This window comes from Evansella vedderi (assembly GCF_030813435.1).
Taxonomy (GTDB): Bacteria; Bacillota; Bacilli; order Bacillales; family Salisediminibacteriaceae; genus Evansella; species Evansella vedderi.
The window spans coordinates 108271-130482 of sequence record NZ_JAUSUG010000018.1; the positions used below are offsets into that span (position 1 = coordinate 108271).

The 22212-nt window shown below is 38.2% G+C and carries 19 protein-coding genes and 1 riboswitch; of the genes, 13 read left to right on the forward strand and 6 right to left on the reverse strand.

Going from position 1 to position 22212, the window contains the following annotated elements:
* Positions 1-12: 12 nt before the first annotated feature.
* From J2S74_RS19915 to J2S74_RS19925, 3 genes are all read left to right on the forward strand, one after another.
* Positions 13-2070, forward strand: a complete 2058-nt coding sequence (locus J2S74_RS19915) for a penicillin-binding transpeptidase domain-containing protein (RefSeq protein WP_307329146.1) — start codon at positions 13-15, stop codon at positions 2068-2070.
* Positions 2071-2092: 22 nt separating this feature from the next.
* Entirely contained in the window at positions 2093-2710 is a 618-nt protein-coding gene (gene srtD / locus J2S74_RS19920; RefSeq protein ID WP_307329149.1) for a class D sortase, LPxTATN-specific, read from the forward strand.
* Positions 2711-3021: 311 nt separating this feature from the next.
* Entirely contained in the window at positions 3022-3636 is a 615-nt protein-coding gene (locus J2S74_RS19925) for a YczE/YyaS/YitT family protein (RefSeq protein ID WP_503128591.1), read from the forward strand.
* 881 nt (positions 3637-4517) lie between these two features.
* On the opposite strand, the gene J2S74_RS19930 is transcribed toward J2S74_RS19925, so the two are convergent.
* Positions 4518-4748, reverse strand: a complete 231-nt coding sequence (locus J2S74_RS19930; RefSeq protein ID WP_307329152.1) for a CpXC domain-containing protein — start codon at positions 4746-4748, stop codon at positions 4518-4520.
* Positions 4749-5149: 401 nt separating this feature from the next.
* Between J2S74_RS19930 and J2S74_RS19935 the strand changes: the two genes are divergently transcribed.
* The 6 genes from J2S74_RS19935 to J2S74_RS19960 all read left to right on the forward strand — a co-directional run bounded on the left by J2S74_RS19935 (position 5150) and on the right by J2S74_RS19960 (position 13567).
* Positions 5150-6436, forward strand: coding sequence for a cytochrome c3 family protein (locus J2S74_RS19935; RefSeq protein WP_307329155.1), 1287 nt, complete (start codon positions 5150-5152; stop codon positions 6434-6436).
* 27 nt (positions 6437-6463) lie between these two features.
* Positions 6464-7690 (forward strand): cytochrome c3 family protein, encoded by a 1227-nt coding sequence (locus J2S74_RS19940; protein WP_307329157.1) that lies wholly within the window; start codon positions 6464-6466, stop codon positions 7688-7690.
* Positions 7641-8396 carry a tetratricopeptide repeat protein gene (locus J2S74_RS19945; protein WP_307329159.1) on the forward strand — a complete coding sequence of 252 codons (756 nt, stop codon included), beginning with the start codon at positions 7641-7643 and terminating at the stop codon, positions 8394-8396. Before J2S74_RS19940 ends, J2S74_RS19945 begins: the two co-directional genes overlap by 50 nt.
* On the forward strand, positions 8393-9364 hold the full coding sequence (locus tag J2S74_RS19950; RefSeq protein WP_307329162.1) for a 6-bladed beta-propeller: 972 nt from the start codon (positions 8393-8395) through the stop codon (positions 9362-9364). Before J2S74_RS19945 ends, J2S74_RS19950 begins: the two co-directional genes overlap by 4 nt.
* A 94-nt stretch (positions 9365-9458) precedes the next feature.
* Positions 9459-10988 carry a cytochrome c3 family protein gene (locus J2S74_RS19955; RefSeq protein WP_307329165.1) on the forward strand — a complete coding sequence of 510 codons (1530 nt, stop codon included), beginning with the start codon at positions 9459-9461 and terminating at the stop codon, positions 10986-10988.
* Between the two features lie 242 nt (positions 10989-11230).
* Positions 11231-13567, forward strand: coding sequence for a multiheme c-type cytochrome (locus J2S74_RS19960; RefSeq protein WP_307329168.1), 2337 nt, complete (start codon positions 11231-11233; stop codon positions 13565-13567).
* A gap of 421 nt (positions 13568-13988) precedes the next feature.
* Here the strand turns inward: J2S74_RS19960 and J2S74_RS19965 are convergent, their stop codons facing one another.
* The 4 genes from J2S74_RS19965 to yppF form a co-directional block, all read right to left on the reverse strand.
* Positions 13989-14453, reverse strand: a complete 465-nt coding sequence (locus J2S74_RS19965) for a hypothetical protein (protein WP_307329170.1) — start codon at positions 14451-14453, stop codon at positions 13989-13991.
* Positions 14454-14645: 192 nt separating this feature from the next.
* On the reverse strand, positions 14646-15638 hold the full coding sequence (locus tag J2S74_RS19970; protein WP_307329173.1) for a zinc-dependent alcohol dehydrogenase family protein: 993 nt from the start codon (positions 15636-15638) through the stop codon (positions 14646-14648).
* Positions 15639-16330: 692 nt separating this feature from the next.
* Positions 16331-16519, reverse strand: a complete 189-nt coding sequence (locus tag J2S74_RS19975) for a hypothetical protein (protein WP_307329174.1) — start codon at positions 16517-16519, stop codon at positions 16331-16333.
* A 385-nt stretch (positions 16520-16904) separates the two neighbouring features.
* Positions 16905-17078 carry a YppF family protein gene (yppF, locus tag J2S74_RS19980; RefSeq protein WP_307329176.1) on the reverse strand — a complete coding sequence of 58 codons (174 nt, stop codon included), beginning with the start codon at positions 17076-17078 and terminating at the stop codon, positions 16905-16907.
* A 360-nt stretch (positions 17079-17438) separates the two neighbouring features.
* Positions 17439-17521, forward strand: a riboswitch (cyclic di-GMP riboswitch).
* Between the two features lie 69 nt (positions 17522-17590).
* Here yppF and J2S74_RS19985 point away from each other — a divergent pair.
* From J2S74_RS19985 to J2S74_RS20000, 4 genes are all read left to right on the forward strand, one after another.
* The gene (locus J2S74_RS19985) at positions 17591-19399 is read left to right on the forward strand and encodes a sensor domain-containing phosphodiesterase (protein WP_307329178.1); all 1809 of its coding nucleotides are present in this window, start codon (positions 17591-17593) and stop codon (positions 19397-19399) included.
* Positions 19400-19738: 339 nt separating this feature from the next.
* Positions 19739-19951, forward strand: coding sequence for a hypothetical protein (locus tag J2S74_RS19990; RefSeq protein ID WP_307329181.1), 213 nt, complete (start codon positions 19739-19741; stop codon positions 19949-19951).
* A gap of 106 nt (positions 19952-20057) precedes the next feature.
* A complete protein-coding gene (gene hbs / locus J2S74_RS19995; protein WP_307329183.1) occupies positions 20058-20330 on the forward strand; it encodes a non-specific DNA-binding protein Hbs in 273 nt (90 codons plus the stop codon).
* 354 nt (positions 20331-20684) lie between these two features.
* The gene (locus J2S74_RS20000; protein WP_307329186.1) at positions 20685-20897 is read left to right on the forward strand and encodes a hypothetical protein; all 213 of its coding nucleotides are present in this window, start codon (positions 20685-20687) and stop codon (positions 20895-20897) included.
* A gap of 138 nt (positions 20898-21035) precedes the next feature.
* On the opposite strand, the gene J2S74_RS20005 is transcribed toward J2S74_RS20000, so the two are convergent.
* Positions 21036-21194 carry an aspartyl-phosphate phosphatase Spo0E family protein gene (locus J2S74_RS20005; RefSeq protein WP_307329189.1) on the reverse strand — a complete coding sequence of 53 codons (159 nt, stop codon included), beginning with the start codon at positions 21192-21194 and terminating at the stop codon, positions 21036-21038.
* Between the last annotated feature and the right edge of the window lie 1018 nt (positions 21195-22212).

The window sequence follows — 22212 nt, forward strand, 5'->3', positions numbered from 1 at the left end:
GGAGTGGTATGGATGAAGAAGCACTTATTTCTGTCGGTGTTTGTTATTATGAGTATTCTATTTATTGCAGCTTGTTCCGATGACGAGAGAGTCAACCCAGAGGATACCCTTGAAGCATACATACGGGCTTGGGAAAACTTTGCATTTGCCGAAATGTTAACGGTAATGAACGGAGAATCCATGGACGTTTTGGAAAACCAGGAGTGGACGCTTGAGGAAAGAATGGAGAAGGTTTACGGGGATCTTGGGGTGGATAACATTCAGGTAAGCTACGAACCTCGTGATTTTGAAGAAGAGGAGATAGATCTAGACGAGGTGGAAGAGCTTGTCTATCCGGTGCAAGTGACCATGCCTACCATCGCAGGGGAGTTAGATTACGACACGGAAATTAAGCTTGTGAAAGTGCTGGAGACAGATGAAAACGACAACGAAACGGAAAAGTGGCTTGTTCAATGGCTGCCGAATCATGTTTTTGCAGGAATGGAAAAGGCAACGGACCGCATCCGCATTTCAACAGAACAGCCTGTTCGAGGAGAAATTTATGACCGTAATGGGGAAGGGCTTGCCATTAACGGCCAAATTTATGATATTTGGATGGTTCCAGAAGTGATGGAAGATGTGGATGCCTATGCAGAGGCCTTTGCAGAACTGTTTGATATGGATGTAGAAGCGGTTCAAGAGATTGTTAACCAGTACCCAGACAATCCCGATTGGAGGGCACCGGCTTTCCAAGTTCCTGTGAATGATCCAAGGGTCCAGGAGCTCGCCAACCTTCCTAGAGGTACAGGATGGGAGAGCATGGAGGGCCGTGAATACCCATATGGAATCGAGCTTGCTCATCTTGTTGGACATATAGGCCCTATTACAGCAGAAGAACTGGAAAAGCACGAAGGAAAGGGATATAACGCTCAGTCCACCATTGGAAAAAGGGGGTTAGAGCTAGAGTATGAAGATCTTCTCCGTGGGGAAGCGGGGGTTAGTGTTACCATTTTAGATGAGGAGGGTAATACACGGCATGTGGTATTAAAAACAGAGCCTGTGCACGGGGAGGACATTCACCTTACAATCGATGCTCGGCTGCAGGCACAGCTTTCAGCCACCCTCGGGTCCGATGCTGGAACAGGTGTAGTCATGAACCCCATGACCGGGGAAGTGTTGGCATTGGTGAGCCAGCCATCCTTCGATTCAAACATACGATATTTAGGAATAAGGGACTCACGGGCCGACAACTTTGAGGATACGAGCATCCTTTACGACCGTCGCTTCCAAAACAGCTATTCACCCGGTTCCGTGTTCAAGCCGTTTACGGCCGCCATCGGTTTAGAAGAGGGCACATTAGACCCGAACGAGAGCCTATCCATTAATGGCAGGCAGTGGCAGCCGGACAGCAGCTGGGGAAGCTACCAAATTACCCGGGTGAACGAACATATAAGCAGTGTGGATTTAGAGACGGGAATGAAGTATTCCGATAACATTTATTTTGCCCAACAGGCACTGGCTATTGGGGATAGCACCTTTGAGGCCTGGGCGGAAAAACTAGGGTTTGGCTCCCCTATTCCATTTTCTTTCCCAATGTACGCCTCCACGATCGCAAATGAGGGGTTAAACTCTGACATTCTACTAGGGGACACTGGTTATGGGCAAGGGGAAGTATTGATGAATCCACTCCACTTAACGGCCCTATACACGATGTTTGTAAATGATGGAACAGTGGTACAGCCCGTTTTATTCAGTGATGAGGAAATGGGAGAAGCTTGGTTGGAAAACATTGTCTCTCCTGAAACAGCTGGTACCGTTTTAGACAGCCTGGTGCCCGTAGTGGAGGACACCAACGGAACCGCCTACCGTACAGACCCAGGGCACAACCGCTCTATTGCTGGAAAAACAGGAACAGCAGAGTTGAAGAAGTCCCAGCAAGCAGAAGACGGAGAACAGCTCGGCTGGTACGTAGCTTTGGACTATGAAAATAAGGACATTCTTGTTACAATGATGATAGAAAACGTAGAAGGCCGCGGGGGAAGCGGCTATGTCGTCAACAAAGTAAACGAGTTTTTATCAAGAGCTCAATAATGTGATAGAGTGAGGGGACAGTATGGGGAAATGGATTGGGATACTTTTCATTACAGCAGGACTGCTAGTCATCGGTTTTGCTGGTTATGAATTGTACGAAACAAACGCACAACAGAATGAAGCATTGAATGTAGCAAAGGATGTTGTTGGATCCGGTGAAAAAATTATCTTTGAAGACGAAGCCGGTGATTATACTGAGCTGTTGGCAGATTTCGACCCTGGCCAAGGGGACGTCATCGGTATTCTATCCATTCCCAGATTAGAAGCAGAGCTCCCGATCGTATCTGGCACCGATGAGGACGAACTTGCACGGGGAGTGGGGCATTTCACAGGAACGGCCTTCCCCACACAAGGAAGACAAATCCTATTATCGGGCCATCGGGACACGGTGTTCCGCAATTTAGGGGAGCTAGAGGTTGGAGATATTTTTGAAGTCCGAATGGGCTACGGTACCTTCCAATATGAGATTTTTGAGACGTTCATCGTGGATGCAGACGACCGAACGGTGATCGATTACACCATCGACGAGGAGCTCCTCACCGTATCCACCTGTTACCCATTCCGCTTTGTGGGCAACGCCCCGGAGCGCTATATATTAAATGCCCGACCAGTAGCAACAGAGACAGCAGTTAATCATTAATGGAAACGGAAATACCAATCGTTTAATGCGGTTGGTGTTTTCTTTTGTGTGAAAAAAGGTAATTTTGGTTTTCTTAAGGGGAGGGGGGGGTTGCAAGGAAGCCGCTTGACGTTTAAGGAACGCAATGGAGGCTGAACTTACCAAAACCCTCCTCAAGCTAGGACCTTGTTTCTTAATAAAAATGGGTGTAAGATAATAAGATATGATTTTTGGCATTAACCTAGCTGGGAGTTAATAAAAATTAAATTGAAATGCTCGAATTTTGTTGTGATTGATCTAAAACAAAATTTAGTAGAAATAGGTGGTAATATATGAAGACGGCTTTCATACGTACTTTTTGTTATATATTTGGTTTGGTGTTTTTATCCTTGGGAGTTATGTCCATGATTAAATCTGATTTAGGGGTTGGACCGTGGGATGCTTTTTTTGTTGGGTTGGCCTCAAGAGTAGGATTAACAACAGGAAGCTGGGTATTTATTATCGGATTTCTTCTTGTACTAATTAATAGCTTAATAGTTTGGAAGAGACCGGAATTAATTGGAATGTTAACCATGTTCATATTAGGATTACTCATTGACTTTTGGCAGCTCGTTGTTTTTTCCGAATTTGTATTATCATTGATGTATGTTAGGGTATTCTTTCTCCTAGGGGGAATCGTGATCATCGGATTAGGGGTGGCATTATATCTCCAAGCAAACTTTGCAAGAAATCCGATCGACGGGTTAATGCTAGCAGTACAAAAGCGCACTGGGAAAAGTATGACAATATCCAAAACAATTGTGGAAGTAACGGCACTCATCCTCGCCATTTTGGTGGGAGGGCCGATTGGTGTAGGTACAATTATCGTAGCCATATTCATCGGGCCAATCATTCAGATGTTTTACAATCCATTATCTGCAAAGCTGCAGCTTACAAAAGCAATATAATAAAAAGCCGATTCTAAGTTGAACCTTAAGAATCGGCTTTTTTGATTTTACTGGATCAGCAGCTTCATCCAGCCAAAGATGGACACCCATAATGGGATGCTGAAAATGACTCCCCACATGAGTCCTACAAAAAACTCGCCATTATCCTTCATTGAAATCATCCCCCGTATATATGTAGCAGTGTGGGCAAGATTCGGAGGTGTTAAACTTTTTCTTTGAAAGTTATATAGTTAAATACTAAGTAACTACATTTGGTAGTTGGAACCGGGCTGAAGTGTCAAAGGTTAAGAAGAGTATTGACATTTCGTAGTTGAAATCGTGTTGAAGTGTCAAAGGTTAAGAGGAGTATTGACATTTCGTTGTTCGACTCGTGTTGAAGTGTCAAAGGTTAGGAGGAGTATTGACACTTCGATGATCTAAACGTGCCGAAGTGTAAATGTAAAAGAAGAGTAATAAGTTTATCTGAGGAGTTTATCTACTCTATTTGTGTAATAGATTCTAGAATGTACTATAATTACAAGAAAGCATACTCTTTATGATGAAAGGGTGAGTGTATTGAGTTCACCGGAGAAAAGAAATTTGACAATGGATGAATTTTATAAGTTAAGAGATAACTCTGATAAAATGATTGAGTATATAGATGGGGTAATTTTTATGTCTCCTTCTCTATCCACAAAGCATCAAAGCATCAAAGGATATCTCATGCCCAACTCTTTCAATTATTAGAGGGTTCGGAATTTGAAGTGTTTCATGCCCCTATTGATGTTGCATGATATTGCAAACAATAATAACAGAATATATTGTGTATTTTGAAAAAATCTTCGCTTAGTGTAGTAAAAAAGCAGCCCAAAGGCTACTTTTTTTGCATGGATCTATAAATCTTATTTTACTTTAAACCCCAACAAATGTGCCGAATATCCGCAGTAACATTTCGGACATTGGAATGGAAAGGAGCTTTTTTTATCTGCTGCTGATCGGATGTCTGGACTGTGCTCCCCGTACGTTTTTATGACAATTTCATTCCACTCCTCAACGGTACTTTCTTCTCCACAAGTAGGACAAACGGCATGAGTACTATTTAAAACTTTGCTCTTTAACAGTAAAAACCCCATTATTGACACCTCGATCACAATTTTTCGACACGCTTCAACAATATACTCTATTATTATAAAGCTTTTAGGGAAAATGTTAAGCCTTTTTAACCATAAAAATAGGAAAGTCCCCTATTGTATAGGACTTTTTTTAGTCCCCCCTTTAACCGAATTGTGTAATGGAATCCCACAATTTAACCACAATTCCCATACTTTTAAAAAAGCTTATACTGTATTGAATCCCTTTATTACCAACGTTCCCCTTATTGTTCACAAACGGGAGGGTGTGATAAAATTCACACTTTCACACATTGTTTGATATTTTAGCTGTTTGCATTATAGATTTTTACACATTTTAGTTTGATAATGTAGGTAACAACTACTCACACAAAAAAGAGAAGTGAGACAGGGCGGTGTAAAGGATGAGTGAGAATGAAAGGAAAGAAACGGAGAAAGTTAGATTAAGAGATAAAATAAAAAATCTTTGGAGAAAAATAGACTGGCGCAATCCACTCCATAGGTGGCAATTAGCCTTCTTTATCATCGTGTTTTTAGTTCTTGCCTTTGGTGGGTCTTATGGAGCGTTGAAAGCTACGGGGACAAATCAATTTTGCGCAAGTTGCCATGTACATCCACCGGAAGCCATATCCCATGAACTAACAACGCACAAGGAATTATATTGTACGGACTGTCACGTTGAGCCAGGATTAGATAATTATTTAATGAGTAAGGTTGCCGCGTCACCTAAAATGTATAAAGTGACGCTGGGGGAAATACCGGATCCTATTTTTATGAAGAAGGAGCCTATTCCAAATGTCACTTGTCAAGAGTGTCACTCACAGAACAGGAATGTTACAGCATCAGGAGATTTAATTGTAAACCATAACGGTCATATAGACGAAGGCATCCTATGTGTCACGTGTCACTCGGGGGTAGCCCACGGGAAAGTAGTGGAGCGGGGGTTAAATGAATCGAAAGACTTTGATTATTGGACAGAGGAAAATGGAGAGGAAATAATTTCAACGGAATATACAAGACCTAACATGGGAACGTGTATCGACTGTCATATCCGATACAACGAAGGGGAAACCCCTTGGGAGGATAAGTATTACTCCTTGTCTTTTCCTCCAGATCATGAAAAAAATCAGTCCATGGCAATCTATGAGGTCTTTGAAAGAATCAAAGAGCAACGTGAAAATCCGAAAGAGAATCAAATTTCTATGGAGTGTGCAACTTGTCATTTAGAAATAGATATTCCTGAAAATCACTATAAAAAGAATTTTGTTAATAACCACGGGGATGATGCAGTGAATGCGTTTGACAGTTGTATGACTTGTCACGATCAAGGGAAATGGCAAAAAAATATCAATCAGCAAAGCTACACCATCCTTTTTGACTCTAAGCAACCGAACCTTGAACACTATACGCCTGATGTGTATGTGGTTCAAAGCTTATCGAAGGAAAACAGCTTCTGCTTCTCTTGCCATGAAGAACGTCCAGATAGTCACCAAACGAGTTCCTATTGGTTAACGGGGCACGCAAAGGAAGTCGATTCAAGACAGGATGTAAATCGCTGCTTAGTTTGTCACGACTTTGACGAAGCAGAGGATATTGTTATTGAAGAAACAGATTTAGTTAATTTAAATATTACGGCACCAACGAATGTGACGTGTGGGTACTGTCACCGCACGGGGTTAGATGTTGAGTAATTCTACTACGAAGGAGGGGAATGACAGATGGGGGAACAGATCTATAACCAACTTAAAAAATACCGTTTTCTGACATTCGCTCTCCTGTTTATTGTCATCGCATTTTTCGGAACTTACGGCACGATGAAAGCAACATCAACGAATGAGTTTTGCGCCAGCTGTCATAGTATGGCACCTCAATATTATACCTTTGAGGCGTCCTCCCACAGCAATATAGACTGCGTGTCGTGTCATATAGAACCTGGGTTTGTGAATTATGTGGAAGCTAAGCTGTTCGGCCTTAAGGAGCTTTATGTCACGGTTACAGGCACAGAGCGGCCGATTATTCACAGTCCCTATCCCATCTCAAACGATGCATGCAGCAGATGTCATAACATGAACAACCGGGAAGAGACCACTTCTGGTGACCTAATCATGGATCACCGAATCCATGAGGAAGAAGGGGTATCCTGTGTGACCTGTCATGACGGTGTAGCCCACGGAAAAGTAGTGGAGCGGGGAGCAGCTTATAAAACAGATTGGGAAAGATGGACAGGAGATTTAGGGCGATACATGATGGATACTCCATTAATCAAACCGCAAATGAAAGTGTGCATGGACTGTCACGAACTAAGGGATGGACCATTAGAATGTGCAGCTTGCCATACGACGGGCATGTATCCGGACTCCCATGAACAGCCGGATTTTATGGAATACCATGGAAAGCTTATGGAAAAAAACAGTGGGGAATGTATCTTCTGTCATAGCTATATGGACCCTGATCCGTTAGAACAGTTCGAAGATAATACCAAAACATATGAACTCGTTTTATCTGGAGAAAAAACAAGTGGATTTACCGTAAACCATTTTGAATATGCAAAAAACAATCAATATTGTGTGGATTGTCATAGTGAACGACCTCCTTCCCATGAAAAACCTGCTTTCTTTCAACTGCATGGGTCAAATTACAACTCAGAGGATGCTAACTGTTTAGCGTGTCACGAATTACGGCCAATAGATAATCCGAAATTAGAAAATGCCGTTTATTGCTCAACCTGTCATCCAAGCAGTCACGGGGATCGGTGGAGGACAAAACACCCTATTGATGTATCTAATGCATCAACAGTGGAACAATCATGTCTAACTTGTCACGTGGAAAGAAAATGCTTAAGCTGTCACACTTCCCCTCAAGAAAAACGAGAGAACGTTAAGGAGGATAACATCGATGGACGAGAAGAAGAGGAATACGAAAACGGAGACGGAGATGGAGAATGAACGAGAGGAGAAAATAATTTCCCAAATGGAAGAAGCAATGGATAAAAAACAGCCGAAAGTATTTAAAAAGTGGCAAGCCGCTTTACTACTTGGCGTGACATTGTTTCTATCCATCGGTGGTGGTATAACTTTTGGAAATATGTTTGTTGACTCTGACCTTGATATGAGGCGCGTAAAGGAACAACTTGCTTTTTATGAAGAAAGGATGCAGTTAGATCCTAACAATCTTGGACATAGAGTTGCCTATGCGTATACGAACTACCTATTAGGTAATTATTCAGAAGCAATAAAGGAATTGAATTGGGTGATAAACCAAGATCCGAAATATTTTGATGCACACTTAAATATAGGAATCATCTACCTGGAACAAGGTCGATTAAATGAAGCCATGTTTGCCTTTAGGGAATGCACGAAACTAGCTCCACTTGATTATAAAGGGTTTATGAATTTAGGGCGTGTCTATATTGAATTAGAAATGTATGCCGAGGCGTTAGAGGTACTTAATGAAGCTAATCAATTGAGTCGAGCAAATACGAATATTATTTACCACATTGGATTAGTTGGAGAGCGAACGGGAGATTATGAATTTGCTGAAACGGTTTATCGCGAGGCATTACAATATGACCCTATGAATAACCAAGCATTAGATGGCTTGACTAGGGTAGCAGAATTAAGAAACCAAGCAGAGGAGGGGGCTGCCGAATGAAACGAAGAAACGTTTATATCATGATGGCTGGAATTGTGTTAACAACCGTTGCTGTTTTTGCCTTTATTTTCACCAACCAATCCAGGGCAATTCCAACGATGCCAGGATTAGGGGCAATCGGCCAAGAACCAAGATATACAGGAACACTGTATGGTGACTTTAATAACCCCTTAGAAAAACCAATGGATGTTGCAACAAACGGACAATTTATCTATGTATCTGATCCAAATAATCATCAAGTGCAGATACTGGATAACTTAGGAGCTACCATATTTGCTTTCGGAGGACGTGGCAGTGGGGAGGGGGAGTTTCAATTTCCTTACGGTTTAGATTTTCACCAAGCTACGGCTACCTTGTATGTAGCAGATATGTATACAGGAAAAATCTCCATTTTTACAGATAAAGGAGAGTTTATCTCCTATTTTGAGCCCGGCCTCGAAGGGGAAGAGTCTTTACGATCACCTGGAGGATTACGAATTGTAGACGAAAAAGTTTATGTAACAGACATTCAAAACAATGCCATCTATGTTTTTGATCTTGCTGGTAATCTTCTATTAACATTTGGAAATGGTGGTTCCGAACCGGGTGAATTTGTTGCTCCTAATGCTATTGCACTAGACTCTGAAGCTAATATCTATGTATCCGATAGTGGAAATCATAGAGTACAAGTTTTTACCAAAGAAGGTGAATTCCTTAGAGTTATAAATGGTTCAGAGGGTGGCATTGGTAACTCTATCTTTGTCAACCCAAGGGGACTGGCAGTGGATGCAAGGGATACGTTATATGTAGTAAATAACTTATCCCATACGGTTCATGGGTTTGATCTAGATGGAAATCAGCTATTTACCTTAGGTGGAATGGGGCAAGGAGTGAATGATTTCTTCTTACCAAATGGGCTGTTCATCGACCAGCAAAATACTATTTTTATTACCGATACACTTAATCAGCGAGTGGTTATGTATCGTTAATAGATAGGTTGAATTTCATGAAGGGGGTGAGAGCAGCAAACATAATAGTTGATATTCCTATTACAAAAAAGAGGTAGAAGAGGAGGGGAAGGCGTTGAAAAAGTTTAGTTTTAGTTTACTAGGCATGTTGTTTTTAATGATCGTGTTTAGCTCCGTTGCACTAGCAAATCCAGTACAAGATCCGCCAAATTTATTTCTAGACCATAATGCGGAAATAGACGGAGAAGTCGTGGATCCACCAAATCCCAATGCAAATAATACGGGAAGTGGTATTAACGAAATGGATAATTTTGATGAAGTAATCAAAGCTATCGATGGTCATAAAACTCACGGATATTATCAAAACAATACGAACTCGTGTGCAAGCTGCCACCAAACACATACAGCATCATCCGATAGATATTTGTTATTTGCTGACAGTGTTTATCAAACTTGTGCATCATGTCACGACGGTACATTAGGATTTTACAATGTTTTTGAAACAGGGGAGAATGCTTCCATCAATGGTGCTGGAACATTTGGGGGCAGCCATGCTACCAACATGAGTGTGCACATGGCAAATGATACATTAACCATTAGAGCAGCTCCTGGTGGGAACCCAAATGGAAGTGGTTCATGGGCTGGAACATTTAACTGTGCAAGCTGCCACGCACCACACGGATCTTATAGTGACCGCATCTTGCACACGAACCCTAACAACATGGCAATCACACCAGCAAGCCAAGGGGGAACCTATTTAACGGCTTTAACTGTAGGTAACCAATCATCTGGAATGCATTTAAGAAGAACGACAGTAGACGGATTTGTGAGACTAGAGCTATTTAACGGAAATACGAAGCAAGTTGGTCCTTGGTTATATGGGTATCCAGCACATAACCAACCACATTTTACAAGAATAATAGATGGTTCAACGAATTACCAATACGGAAACGAGCATGTATATGTTAGCTTCGATAAAGGTTATTTCCAAGCAAGAACGGAATTTGGAAATGAAATCCTGAATAAATCCACTATTACAGCTAATGTTGCTAGACCGTACATTGTAAAAATGGATTTAAACGTAGTGGATCAGATTGGTGATCTAAAAATCTATGAAACGAACCAAGCTGCTTATTGGGATGGATTTGTTGTTCCTGAAGATAGAAGAGCGGAGTTTACGAATGCTGGTTACACTGTAAATGCAACAACATTTAGAACGTCTAACCTAGGGGTAAGAATGAATCAATATTGTGCGACTTGTCATACAGACTACTTTACGTCGAGGTCTAATAGTGGAGGTTCCCTATGGGGAGATGACACTGCTGCATACCGTCACTCAGCAAACTCTGATCGTTTCTCTTGTGTCCGCTGTCACTATGCACACGGTACGGATGTGGAGATTATGTTGGATGCTAATGGGTTGACTGTAGAGGATTGGGTAGCAAGTGGTGATAAGAGCCATGAGGAAGCAATCAATTACATGATGGATCAAAACTCTTCTTCCGCACTGAAGAAGTTTACCAATATGACATCATGCTTTGCTTGTCACCAAAGCTCAAGGGCAACACCATTTAAAAATACGGATCAGAAAACTGGCGATGCTCCAAGTGGTATGCCAAGATCTTCTGACGGCACACAAAGATAAAGAAAGCTAACACATTAGCTGCAACTAATGGTTAGCTCAAGAAAAATAAATAGCTAAAGTAGGCAACTTTCAGAGTTCCTTACTTTAGTCCACAACGTATTACGGTTTTGAAATTTTCATTTAAATATGGGGAATCGAGACTCGGTTCCCTATATTCTATAATTATAAAACATATTTTTATGTTGAGAAAGTAAAACAATCATGTAAAATTGTGTTTTTCATGTAGGTAAGGGGGAGTCACCATGGTGAAGCCATCGTTTAGAAATATTTCATCTTTCTTCTTGATTTTCGTTCTATTACTAGCTGGTTTTACTCCATCATTTCAGATAACGTTGGCAGAGGATGGAACAGGTCTTAGTGACGAAAAGGCAGAAGAAGACCTGAAAGCGGAAGATTATATTATAGACCCATCCACTAATGATGAAGGAAAAGAGGAACAAGATGAAGAAGGAAAAAAAGAAATGACTTCCCAAAGTGAAGGTACAGGTGAAGGGACGATTACGATTCATTCTCCTGACAATTATACACTAACAAACGAACAAACATTGCTTGTTAGTGGTACGTATACAAATACCCCGTATGAGCTTCATTTGATAGGAGTGTCAGAAGAAAATATAAAGATACTTAACTTCTCAGAGGGGACTTGGCAGATTGAATTAGAAAATTTGAAGGACGGAACATACGAATTTTACGTTCAAGCCTACGATGAAGAGGGGCCTATAGAAAATGTCGTAAGTGATTCTAGAATTCTAGTTATTCATACAATAGCCCCTATTTTAACTGTTCAAACCCCGGAGCACCATTCGTATACTAACCAATTATTTTTTTCAGGAACGTGGGAATCGTCTATTGAACTAGGGCCTGAGTTTGAGTCCGATTTTGTGCCATCTATTGAATTTTACTTATTTAAGGAAGAAAAAGAAATTGGGAATACAGAAGCCGTTATTATCCTTGCTGATAAAGAAGATTCCATAGATGACAACGGTGTTTGGAACTGGGAAATCTCCATGGAGAAGATAAAAGAAGAATTAGAAATGGAATTAGATTTTGAGGACGGAGAATACTATTTTTATTTGAAAACGATAGATGCTGCTGGAAATGAACGAGTTTTGCCTGCAAAGGAAGAAGCGGATGAAATAGAGCCTTTTATGTTTACTTATCACACTGCACGACCTTATATTACACCAAATGTAACACCGAAACATAAAGCAACCCAGGTTCCAATAACGATCGAAGCCATAACGGCAAACTATGTTGGGTTAGAGATTGACCCTGAGTATGAAATTCAAAAGATGATGAAGGTACTAAAAGAGAATAAAGTGATAGAAGGAACAGTTACCTTTGAAGAAAAAACAGGGGAAATTAGGTTTGAACCAACGAAGGGTGTACTGAGTGTAAATACGAGATATGAAGTGATCATTGACCCATTGTTAAAGGATATCGCAGGTAATTATATCAACCCAAGAATTTGGTCTTTTACGACCGAATCACGAAAGGTAACGTCAGCCCATGTAGTAATTGCAAATAATACAAATACATGTGCAACATGCCATAGCACACATACAGCAGATAGCAGAAACCTAGTTAAGGGAAACATGGATCTGCCTCGTTTAGAGGAGGAAAATAAGGAGGGAGCAATACAAGAACCTGACGGGGGAGTTAGTATGGATCCGATTCAGGCCTACTGTCTGGCATGTCATGACGGTACGACTGCGGCACCAATGGCACAAGATGTGAATGCTACCTATATTCATGATAAAACTTTAATTACGGAAGGGGGAGAAGAAAAGATAGGAACATGTTCATCTTGTCATGACCCCCACGTTCAAACAGTAGAGGGAAACCGTAACACACATCATTTACAAAGCCATTTCACGTTTGACCACGACAAACTTCATAACCCTAATACTGAAGGAATTGGAAAAATAGATAGTAAAATCACTCTATGTGAAACATGTCATATAAATGATAGCTTTGAAAGGTATGGGGATGGGGAGTTTATCCTATTTCAATACGAAAATCGAAATTCATACTCCGTTGATAAAAATGGAAATCCTGTCATGTTTGGGTCAACGGAGAATTACTCTCTATGCGTAAGATGTCACAATGCAGATTATCAAAAACAGTACCCTAACGTTTCAGATATTTTGAAGTATTATAAAGATGCAAGCGCTGCGAGCTCTGGACATTTCATTACAAACGACCGGGTTAAAGATGGCAGTCTCCTTAATGGCAACCTTGCTTGCGACGATTGTCATAACAGGCATGGCTCTAATAATGAGATGCTCATTAATTCCGTACTAGGCCATAATGGTGAAAGGGATAAAGATGGGAATCGTATTAAATTCAGTTGGAGCGGCCCAAGAGACACGGTTAAGGCACAACGGGATTTTTGCTTAAGCTGCCATAACGAAACAACAGAGCTGTATGGATTGAATCCTTCTTACATGGAAGAAGAGGGATCCGTTCACAGACAAAACAAAGACAAATCTTGTGCAGATTGCCATGGTGGACCGGAAAAGGACTTCACAAGGGCAGTTCATACCCCAACTAGGGGAAGTCTCCAACAAGACGAATAAAAAAGAAGGATGTATCGAAGGATAACGGGTTCCGTATCCTATCGCAAAATTGTAAGTTACAATGGAACATGGTGACTTATTTGTAACTGTGTAATTGCAGATTAATTTGTGGAAATTCAATTTAAAGATGGCTCAGTTTGCATATTTTTGATATGCTCCCCTTAAGGTAGACAGATTAAAAAATAAATCTGTTTGCTTAAGGGTAACGGGTTTACTAGTGAGGTGCAAAACAGAAAAACGCATGGGATTTCACATGCTAAATCACACAACTTTCACAACCGAAATCACAGTATAATTCGCATATAAAAACGGCACGAAGAACATTCTTCGTGCCGTAGTTTTCATATTTGCTTATCGAACTAACGCTTCCTTATATGTAGTATATCAGGGTGCGTTAGTTTAATAAAAAATGATGAAAGTTTTAGTTAGTCTCTTTATAACTTTGTAAACCTTTTTCATACCAAATCTGAAAAGCATATATTAAAAGGGCTACTCCGATCATGATTATATATGTCATATGTGGTGACATTTCGCCTGAAGCTAATCCAAGTTTTTGTTGGAATGGATACCATAAATATACATATACACCATCCAATATTAGGTTTGTTATTAAATAAACAATAAATTTTCCGTATGTAAACTTGAAAATCCATAGTGTTGCTACTAAATAAGCACTATATACCCAAGGAATATTTGCAACTTTGTCCCATTCAAACAGTCCAGGTTCTCTCCACCAATTGTAATGATATGCAGCTTGATAAAAAAGAGTGTTGACTACAGTAACAAACAATGCAACTGGAAGAAATCTTCTGAGAGTCCTGTCACCAATTAGCACCAGTGATGCAATAGGAATTAGAAACATAAGCCATAGTATTATTTGTTTCACATTAATTCTCCTTATCAATAATAACCGAATTTATTTAAAATTTTCCCTAAATGATTAGATTAAATGTATTGATTCGAAAAAATATTAAAGAATTCTTATTACACATAACTGCACCGTTAGTACAATTACTTCAATATAAAAAACGGTAATCCTTCTTGGATCATCGCTCCCTATAGTTGAACAAAACTCACCTCAATAGCTTGTTAAAAACACTTTCCCTTTGGTCAATTTAGAAGATTCAACAACTTCAATAGCCCTTTTTACATCCAATAAATCATAATGAGAATCTACCGTCATTAAACGTAGTTTTTTATTACTTATTAGATTTATTAAATGATTAAAGGTTTCTTGCCATTTATCTGCTGAGACATATTTATTCCAATTTCGTAAGTGAAACATGTTTGCATTTACTTTTGCCTTGTTTACAATATCTACCCAATTTACTTGTATCCCAGATAAGAGACCAATTGTTAGGAAATTGCCATTAGGGCGGACACTAAAAGCTAATTCATTTCCATCAGAACCCCCAACAGAATCAATGGCAGCATCTGCACCCATTCCATTTGTTAATTCCATAACCGTTTCATTAAGGGAAACTTTAGACGTATCTATCACATAAGAGGCACCTAGATAAAGTAAATCATCTGTATATTTATTATTTCTAGTTACTGCAAGCAATCGGAAACCTAAAATCTTGGATAATTGAGCAAAAATATGCCCGATAGAAGAACCACAGGCATTAACCAATAAAACATCATTCGGTCTTAATTTTATAACTTCCTTACAAACTACCCATGCTGTAACTGGATTGATATACATTTGAGATGCCGTAAAATCATCAATTAAATCAGGGATAGGAACGACAAATTCTGTTGATGTCTTAACAAATTCTTGCCATGTACCTTCCCCGCGTAAAGGTGAAACACGTTTACCAATAAGATTTTGAGAAACTAATGGACCGACATCTTCTACTATACCTACCCCTTCATATCCCGGAATATTAGGTAAGGAAATACGATGAGCATATGAACCTCTAATTGGTATTAGGTCAGAAGGATTGATAGGGCGAGCTAACATTCGCACTAGAACTTCATTATCTTTTGGTGGTTCAATACTTTTCGACTCAATTCTTAACACATCTTTAGGGCTACCGAATTCATAGAATTTAATACATTTTGCATCCAAAACTATACTTCTCCTTAAAAAAAATCAGATTTATTTAATTATATCATCTTTCACTAAACTCTCCGTTTCTTTAAGTACATTGCTTTTCACAAACCTTTGTATTCCTTTCATTTAATTTAACACAAATATCCAAAACCTTCTCTTTCACATTAGAATTCACATGGCAAATCACATCGAAATCACAAGAAGGAAATATTTATTTCCACCTACGTGAATAGGGGGGGAATTACTGTGTGATTTCCTGTATGTTTAACTATAAAACACTGATATAACATCAAAAAAACACAGGTGATTCCTGCTGTGAAATCGCATGTGTTTTTGCTTGTGAATTACTTGTTTGCACCTCTGAAGTAAACCCGTTAACTTAAGGGAGCATTTTTTTGTCTTTCTACATTTCTTATTTAACTAACGCTTGCCCGTATAAGTACGGATTGTCACATACATCTATTATTTATAAACACTGACTTAATTAAAAAATGAGTAACAAAAAACCGTCAAGATGACGGTGAGGTTTATATAATGCATTGAATCTTTATAACTTACTCCTAAAAGGGAAAAGTCAATCCCTTGGTACTCTATACTCACTTTGGCTATTAATAGACCTTCTTCAACTCTTAGCTCCATCATTGCCCACGGACTCCAGTGAAATACTTTTCAATAACTTCAGGTTTTTCTTTAGAGGTATGGAATACCTATAACTCTTTTTCTGGATTTTCTTTATGAGTTTTCTTGTATGCTTTCCATGCTTCCATATTATCGTCAAAAGTTGAAATGATGGACATTTCTTCGACTGTTCTTATACTATCTCTTGAGGTAGAAGATAATGCTTCGACTAATACTAATTTATCGGGAAATTGTTCACGTACTAATCCCCAATCCATTATTCATCCCTCCATAATACCTGTAGTTCTTATTTTCTCATATTGCTTATATTTTAGAGAATTAGAATACAGAAAAACTATATGACATTACTTCTTCTACTTTTGCTTACCCGTAACCTTAAGTACAATACTTCACATATTAATTCCGTTGTTATGTAGTAAGGTGTTTTTTGGCTTTTATATAACAACATAAAAAGACTAACAAATTGGTTGCAATTTGCTAGTCAAATTAAGCTACTTTTTTAATGTTTGCGATTGTTAACGGAACCCGTTAATCGAAGGAAAGGGCCTCTGATACATCCTTTATATTGATTTTTACAAGAGATAAGTTTTTCATTTGAATCCGTTACAGGCGGACCCGTTTCTCGAGCAACGCAACAACAAATTAGCTTGGCTTACTTGCGCCCCGTTCGTTTAGTTCTCTGTACACATTCCGATATTCCACAATAGTAATGGACCCGAGGATATATTCTCGTTGGAGTAAATCTAATAATTCATTGGCATGAGACGGCTGATAGTGTTTTTGCTTAATAAACCTGTCAATCAACGCTTCTAACATAATGATTCCCCCTTATATCCAAACCTTTTTTTCACCTTAACAATACCATAGGTTTAGAACAATCCCTTGATTTTTGAATTGTTTAACTTCCGACAAGTTAGAACAATATTCTTCTATTTACGGGAAAGAAACAGGATATCAAATGCGTAATGAAGAGGATGAATGCTAGGATTGTCTATTTGTGTAAAAAACCAAATAAAATGATGAATAACTTTTCAATCTAACACGAAATCTTCGTTTATATGTAAAAAAGAAAACCATTGAGAAAAATGTCATATTTTGTTTAAAAATGACGTTTGATTTGGTATAGTATAAGTATTAAATCATTTAAAGTGTTCCAAAAGTACAATAATAAAGTTGAAATGAAAATGGCAAAACTATGGAAACATAGTGACGCAAAGCTATAGGGGCTAAAGCAGAGGCTAAGCCAGCCAGTTACCGTTTCAGGATAGCACATCCTGTGTTAAATCGGGGTGTGCTATTTTTATGGAAATGAAGAGGTGGTTTATAAAATGTTTAAAAAAAGCAAACAAAAAAAGCATAGAGAGACAGTGTATAGTGCTCAAAATCGTATTTTAGAAATGCTTGCCACCAATACTTCCATATTCAAAGTACTTAAAGAATTAGTCTATATAGTAGAAGAACAAGTTCCAGGTGCAGTAGGTGTTATTCTCTTAACAAACAAAAAACAAAGTGAACTAGGTAATGCAGTTGGACCAAACCTTCCACAAAAATATATAGAGGCTATAAATGGTTTGAAAATTAGCCCAGAAAAGGGGTCTTGTGGGCCTGCGGCATACCATGGAAAAACGGTGGTCGTTTCAGATATTACATCACATCCATTTTGGAAAAATGATAAAGGTTTAGCATTACAATTCGGGTTTAAATCTTGTTGGTCTATACCCATTTTTTCACCGATGAAAGAAGTCGTTGGTATATTTGCTCTGTATTTTAAAGAAAGAAATTTGCATTCTTCAGTAGAATTGGAAAAACTGGAGTCTTATATCCGTTTAGCGGGAATTGTAATTGATTACAAGAAATCAGAAGCTGAAAAGGGCCATTCACAAAACATAGATTTCCTTACTGGATTACCTGATGCCATTCAATTTAAAAGTCATTTAGAAGAACGCATAAAGGAAAAGGGCAATCCTTTCGCTGTAGTGTTTTTTGATCTTGACCGATTTAGTGTCATAAACAATATCGGTGGCTATGAAGTTGGGGATGGGGTATTGAAGAAAATATCCAACAAGATATCCCAGTGTATTGATGAGGAAGGGATATTAGCACGTTGGAATAGTGATAAATTTATTGGTGTAATCCCTTATGAACACTCCGAAGACATTAAAATGGTTATTGAAGCTATTTTGAAAAAATTTCTAGACCCTTTCGAAGTCAATAATCATGAGTTCTTAGTTACTCCCAGTATAGGAATAAGCTGTTTTCCACAAGATGGTGCGGATTCGGAATCACTAGTGAAAAATGCAGAGATAGCAATGAAGAAAGCAAAAAGGGAAGAGAAAAATACATACGTATTTTATACACCCTCCATTAATGAAACACTATATGAGCAGGTGATGATAGAAAAATATCTTCGCCAGGCTATTAAAGAGAACCAATTTGTTGTACATTACCAGCCTCAAATCAATTTAATGAATGAAAACACTGTTGGATTAGAAGCACTTATAAGATGGCAACACCCTAAATTAGGTCTTATACCGCCCAATAAATTTATTCGTATTGCGGAAGAGACAGGATTAATTGTCTCTATTGGTGAGTGGGTTTTACGTAATGCTTGTGAACAAATTAATAGCTTAAACTCTAGAGGCTATTCAAGCTTTAGATTATCTGTTAATCTTTCAAGCATTCAATTTTCTCAACGGGGATTAGTTGAGATGATTCAAGGAATAATCTCAGATACTGGGATGGATCCAACAAATTTGGTACTAGAAGTAACAGAAAGTACCCTTGTAGAGAATATTGAGTTTACAGTAGAACAATTAAACAAATTAAAAGCAATAGGTGTTCAAATCGCCTTAGATGACTTTGGTACTTTATACTCTTCCTTAAATTACCTAAAGCATTTTCCAATGGATATCATTAAAATTGATCGTTCGTTTATACGTAACATTGAGTATGACGATAGAGATTTAGCAATTTTAAAGACAATTATTCGACTAGGAAAAGATTTAAAACTAAAAGTACTTGCAGAAGGGATAGAAACGGAGAGACAATTGAATATTCTAAAGAAGTATCAATGTGATGAAGGACAAGGATACTATTTTGATCCACCTATCTCGTTAAAGGAAGTACAAAAGAGATAGTATTAATTTGTAAATAAATAACCGACAAATTATCTTATAAGGATAATTTACGACTCTAATAGTTAACTTAGGACGAAAAGAACGTATCGGGTATGAGGTGAGTAAATGAAGAAAATTAAAATAGATCATTTAGAATGTGTAGCTATTAGAATAAGCTATCAAACTTCCTGTAAAATTTGCTCAAAGCCATTTGTACATCAGGAAATATGTTATCGCATACCGATTCACGATCCCTTTATAGCATGTGTTAATTGTAGTCAGTCCTTTAATATGAAAGAGCCAAGGATGTATTGGGAAGAAGGTTCTGTAAAACGTTAGTGAGAAAAAAGGGGAAACAAAATGGATATCATACCTTGTCCGAAATGTAATAAAGCACTTATTAAACGAACACGTGAAATTTGTCCTAAATGCTTCCAAAAGGATAATGAAGAATATAGAAAAGTGACATCTATTATTAGAGGAAATCCCTCTATTACTTTAAGTGAAGTATCTAATATAGCGAATATTTCCATGAGCACATTATTGCGGTGGAAGCGGTATGGTAGGATCTAATTAGCAACAATATACGACAATAATTTCCTTTGGGAGTAAAATCGTGTATGATAATATTAGCCATTTAAAGAATGGTTTATTTACATAATAAAGGAGAGTTTTTAACATGAATAAGACAGAATTAGTGGCAGAAGTAACAGAAAAAACAGAACTTACGAAGAAAGATGCTACAGCAGTAGTGGATGCATTAATCGAATCTATTACTGATTCATTAAAAAAAGGAGAGTCCGTTCAACTTATAGGTTTTGGTAATTTTGAAGTTCGTGAAAGAGCGGCAAGAAAAGGACGTAATCCTCAAACGGGAGAAGAAATTGAAATAGCTGCATCAAAGGTTCCTGCTTTTAAACCTGGTAAATCACTTAAAGATGCGGTGAAGTAAGCCTGCAATATAGGTTTAGTAAATACCTATAGAACTAGAACTAAAAAAACACTGTGCTTTTTATACTGAGCGCAGTGTTTTTTTATATGGTTTAATAGATCGCAACTATTTGCAGTATTTTTTAATAATCTACATAGGTCATTTATACTCGTTATTGTCGAAATAAGGGGGGATGGCTCGATTAATACAAGAATATGGTACAATGGTAACGAAATGGTGAAAATGGGATATTGTTTAATGACCGGGCCTAATGTCATGGTAGCCGGGGTAACCAAGGAACGGATTATAAGGTGGATATCCTTTTTTTGGTATCCACCTTTTTCTTATATATATGGTAGGGGAAGGTGAAATACGTTGTATAAAGTAGAACCTAATTTAAAGAAAATGATGAAGTTACCAGACGAAACGACCGAAAGTCTAAAAGAAAGATATAGCCATTTATTAGAAGAATTGAAATTTGCCAGAAATGCCTTTGAATTTGATAGAGCTTCAGAAATCAAGACGGAGATGATTTATATCATTCAGGAACTCAAGAAAAGGAAAGGGATTCAGGTTAAAAAAAACTAACCAAGAAAATTGGTTAGGAAATTCAAAGTTTTTCAATAAAGTATTACAACCAGCATTAGAGTTCGAAAAATGTTTAGGTGTAATTTAAAGACGCTACACAAATTATTATCCAATAGCAATTAGTTAATAAAAATAATATTATTTAGTACTACACTGATAGTATTGAATAATTAGTTTATCTAACTCCCTGCTGTATTTTAAGGTTTGAGGGTGAGTAACCCCTTTCTCCTCTGCTGTAGAAATCATGGCTGATCTAATAGATTCAATTTTGTTTATTAATGGAATTAATTTACTCATCTTAACCTCGCACTTTCAAATTAGTCACCTTTAACGGGTACTTAGTATCAGTCTAAAATATCTAATACGAAAAATAAAGTTTTTTTAATATACTTTTGAATGAATTTCAAAAAATATATACCCTTATATACCAAAGCTTTTTTAGCATGAAAAAGGAGTCCTCCCCAAATGTCTGTTTTACTCTTCTTCTATTTTGAAAAGAAAATGGAAGACTAGTTAGAAGTTTACTTGTCTCATAAACAAATTCATGGAACATGTATTGTACCAGAAGCATTAGTGACCTGTTTCTTAAAGCGTTCATGAAACGCGTAACGAAACGGAAACACTACATACCTGTCTCATCAAGCATTCATGAAACGCGTAACGAAACGGAAACACTACATACCTGTCTCATCAAGCAATCATGAAACGCGTAACGAAACGGAAACACTACATATCTGTCTCATCAAGCAATCATGAAACGCGTAACGAAACGGAAACGTTACATACCTGTTTCATCAAGCAATCATGAAACGCGTAACGAAACGGAAACGCTACATACCTGTCTCATCAAGCAATCATGAAACGTGTAACGAAACGGAAACGTTACATACCTGTCTCATCAAGCATTCATGAAACGTGTAACGAAACGGAAACACTACATACCTGTCTCATCAAGCATTCATGAAACGCGTAAAGAAACGGAAACACTAGATACCTGTCTCATCAAGCGTTCATGAAACGCGTAACGAAGTGGAAAGGCTACATACCTGTCTCATCAAGCGTTCATGAAACGCGTAACGAAACGGAAACACTACATACCTGTCTCATCAAGCGTTCATGAAACGCGTAACGAAACGGAAAGACTACATACCTGTCTCATAAAGCGTTCATGAAACGCGTAACGAAACGGAAACACTACATACCTGTCTCATCAAGCATTCTGGTATGTCAACACTAAACTGAACAATTCTTTTAAGGAACATAAACTTGTTAAAGCGCACATATAACATAAACGCTTTTTGAGTGCTTTTTTGGT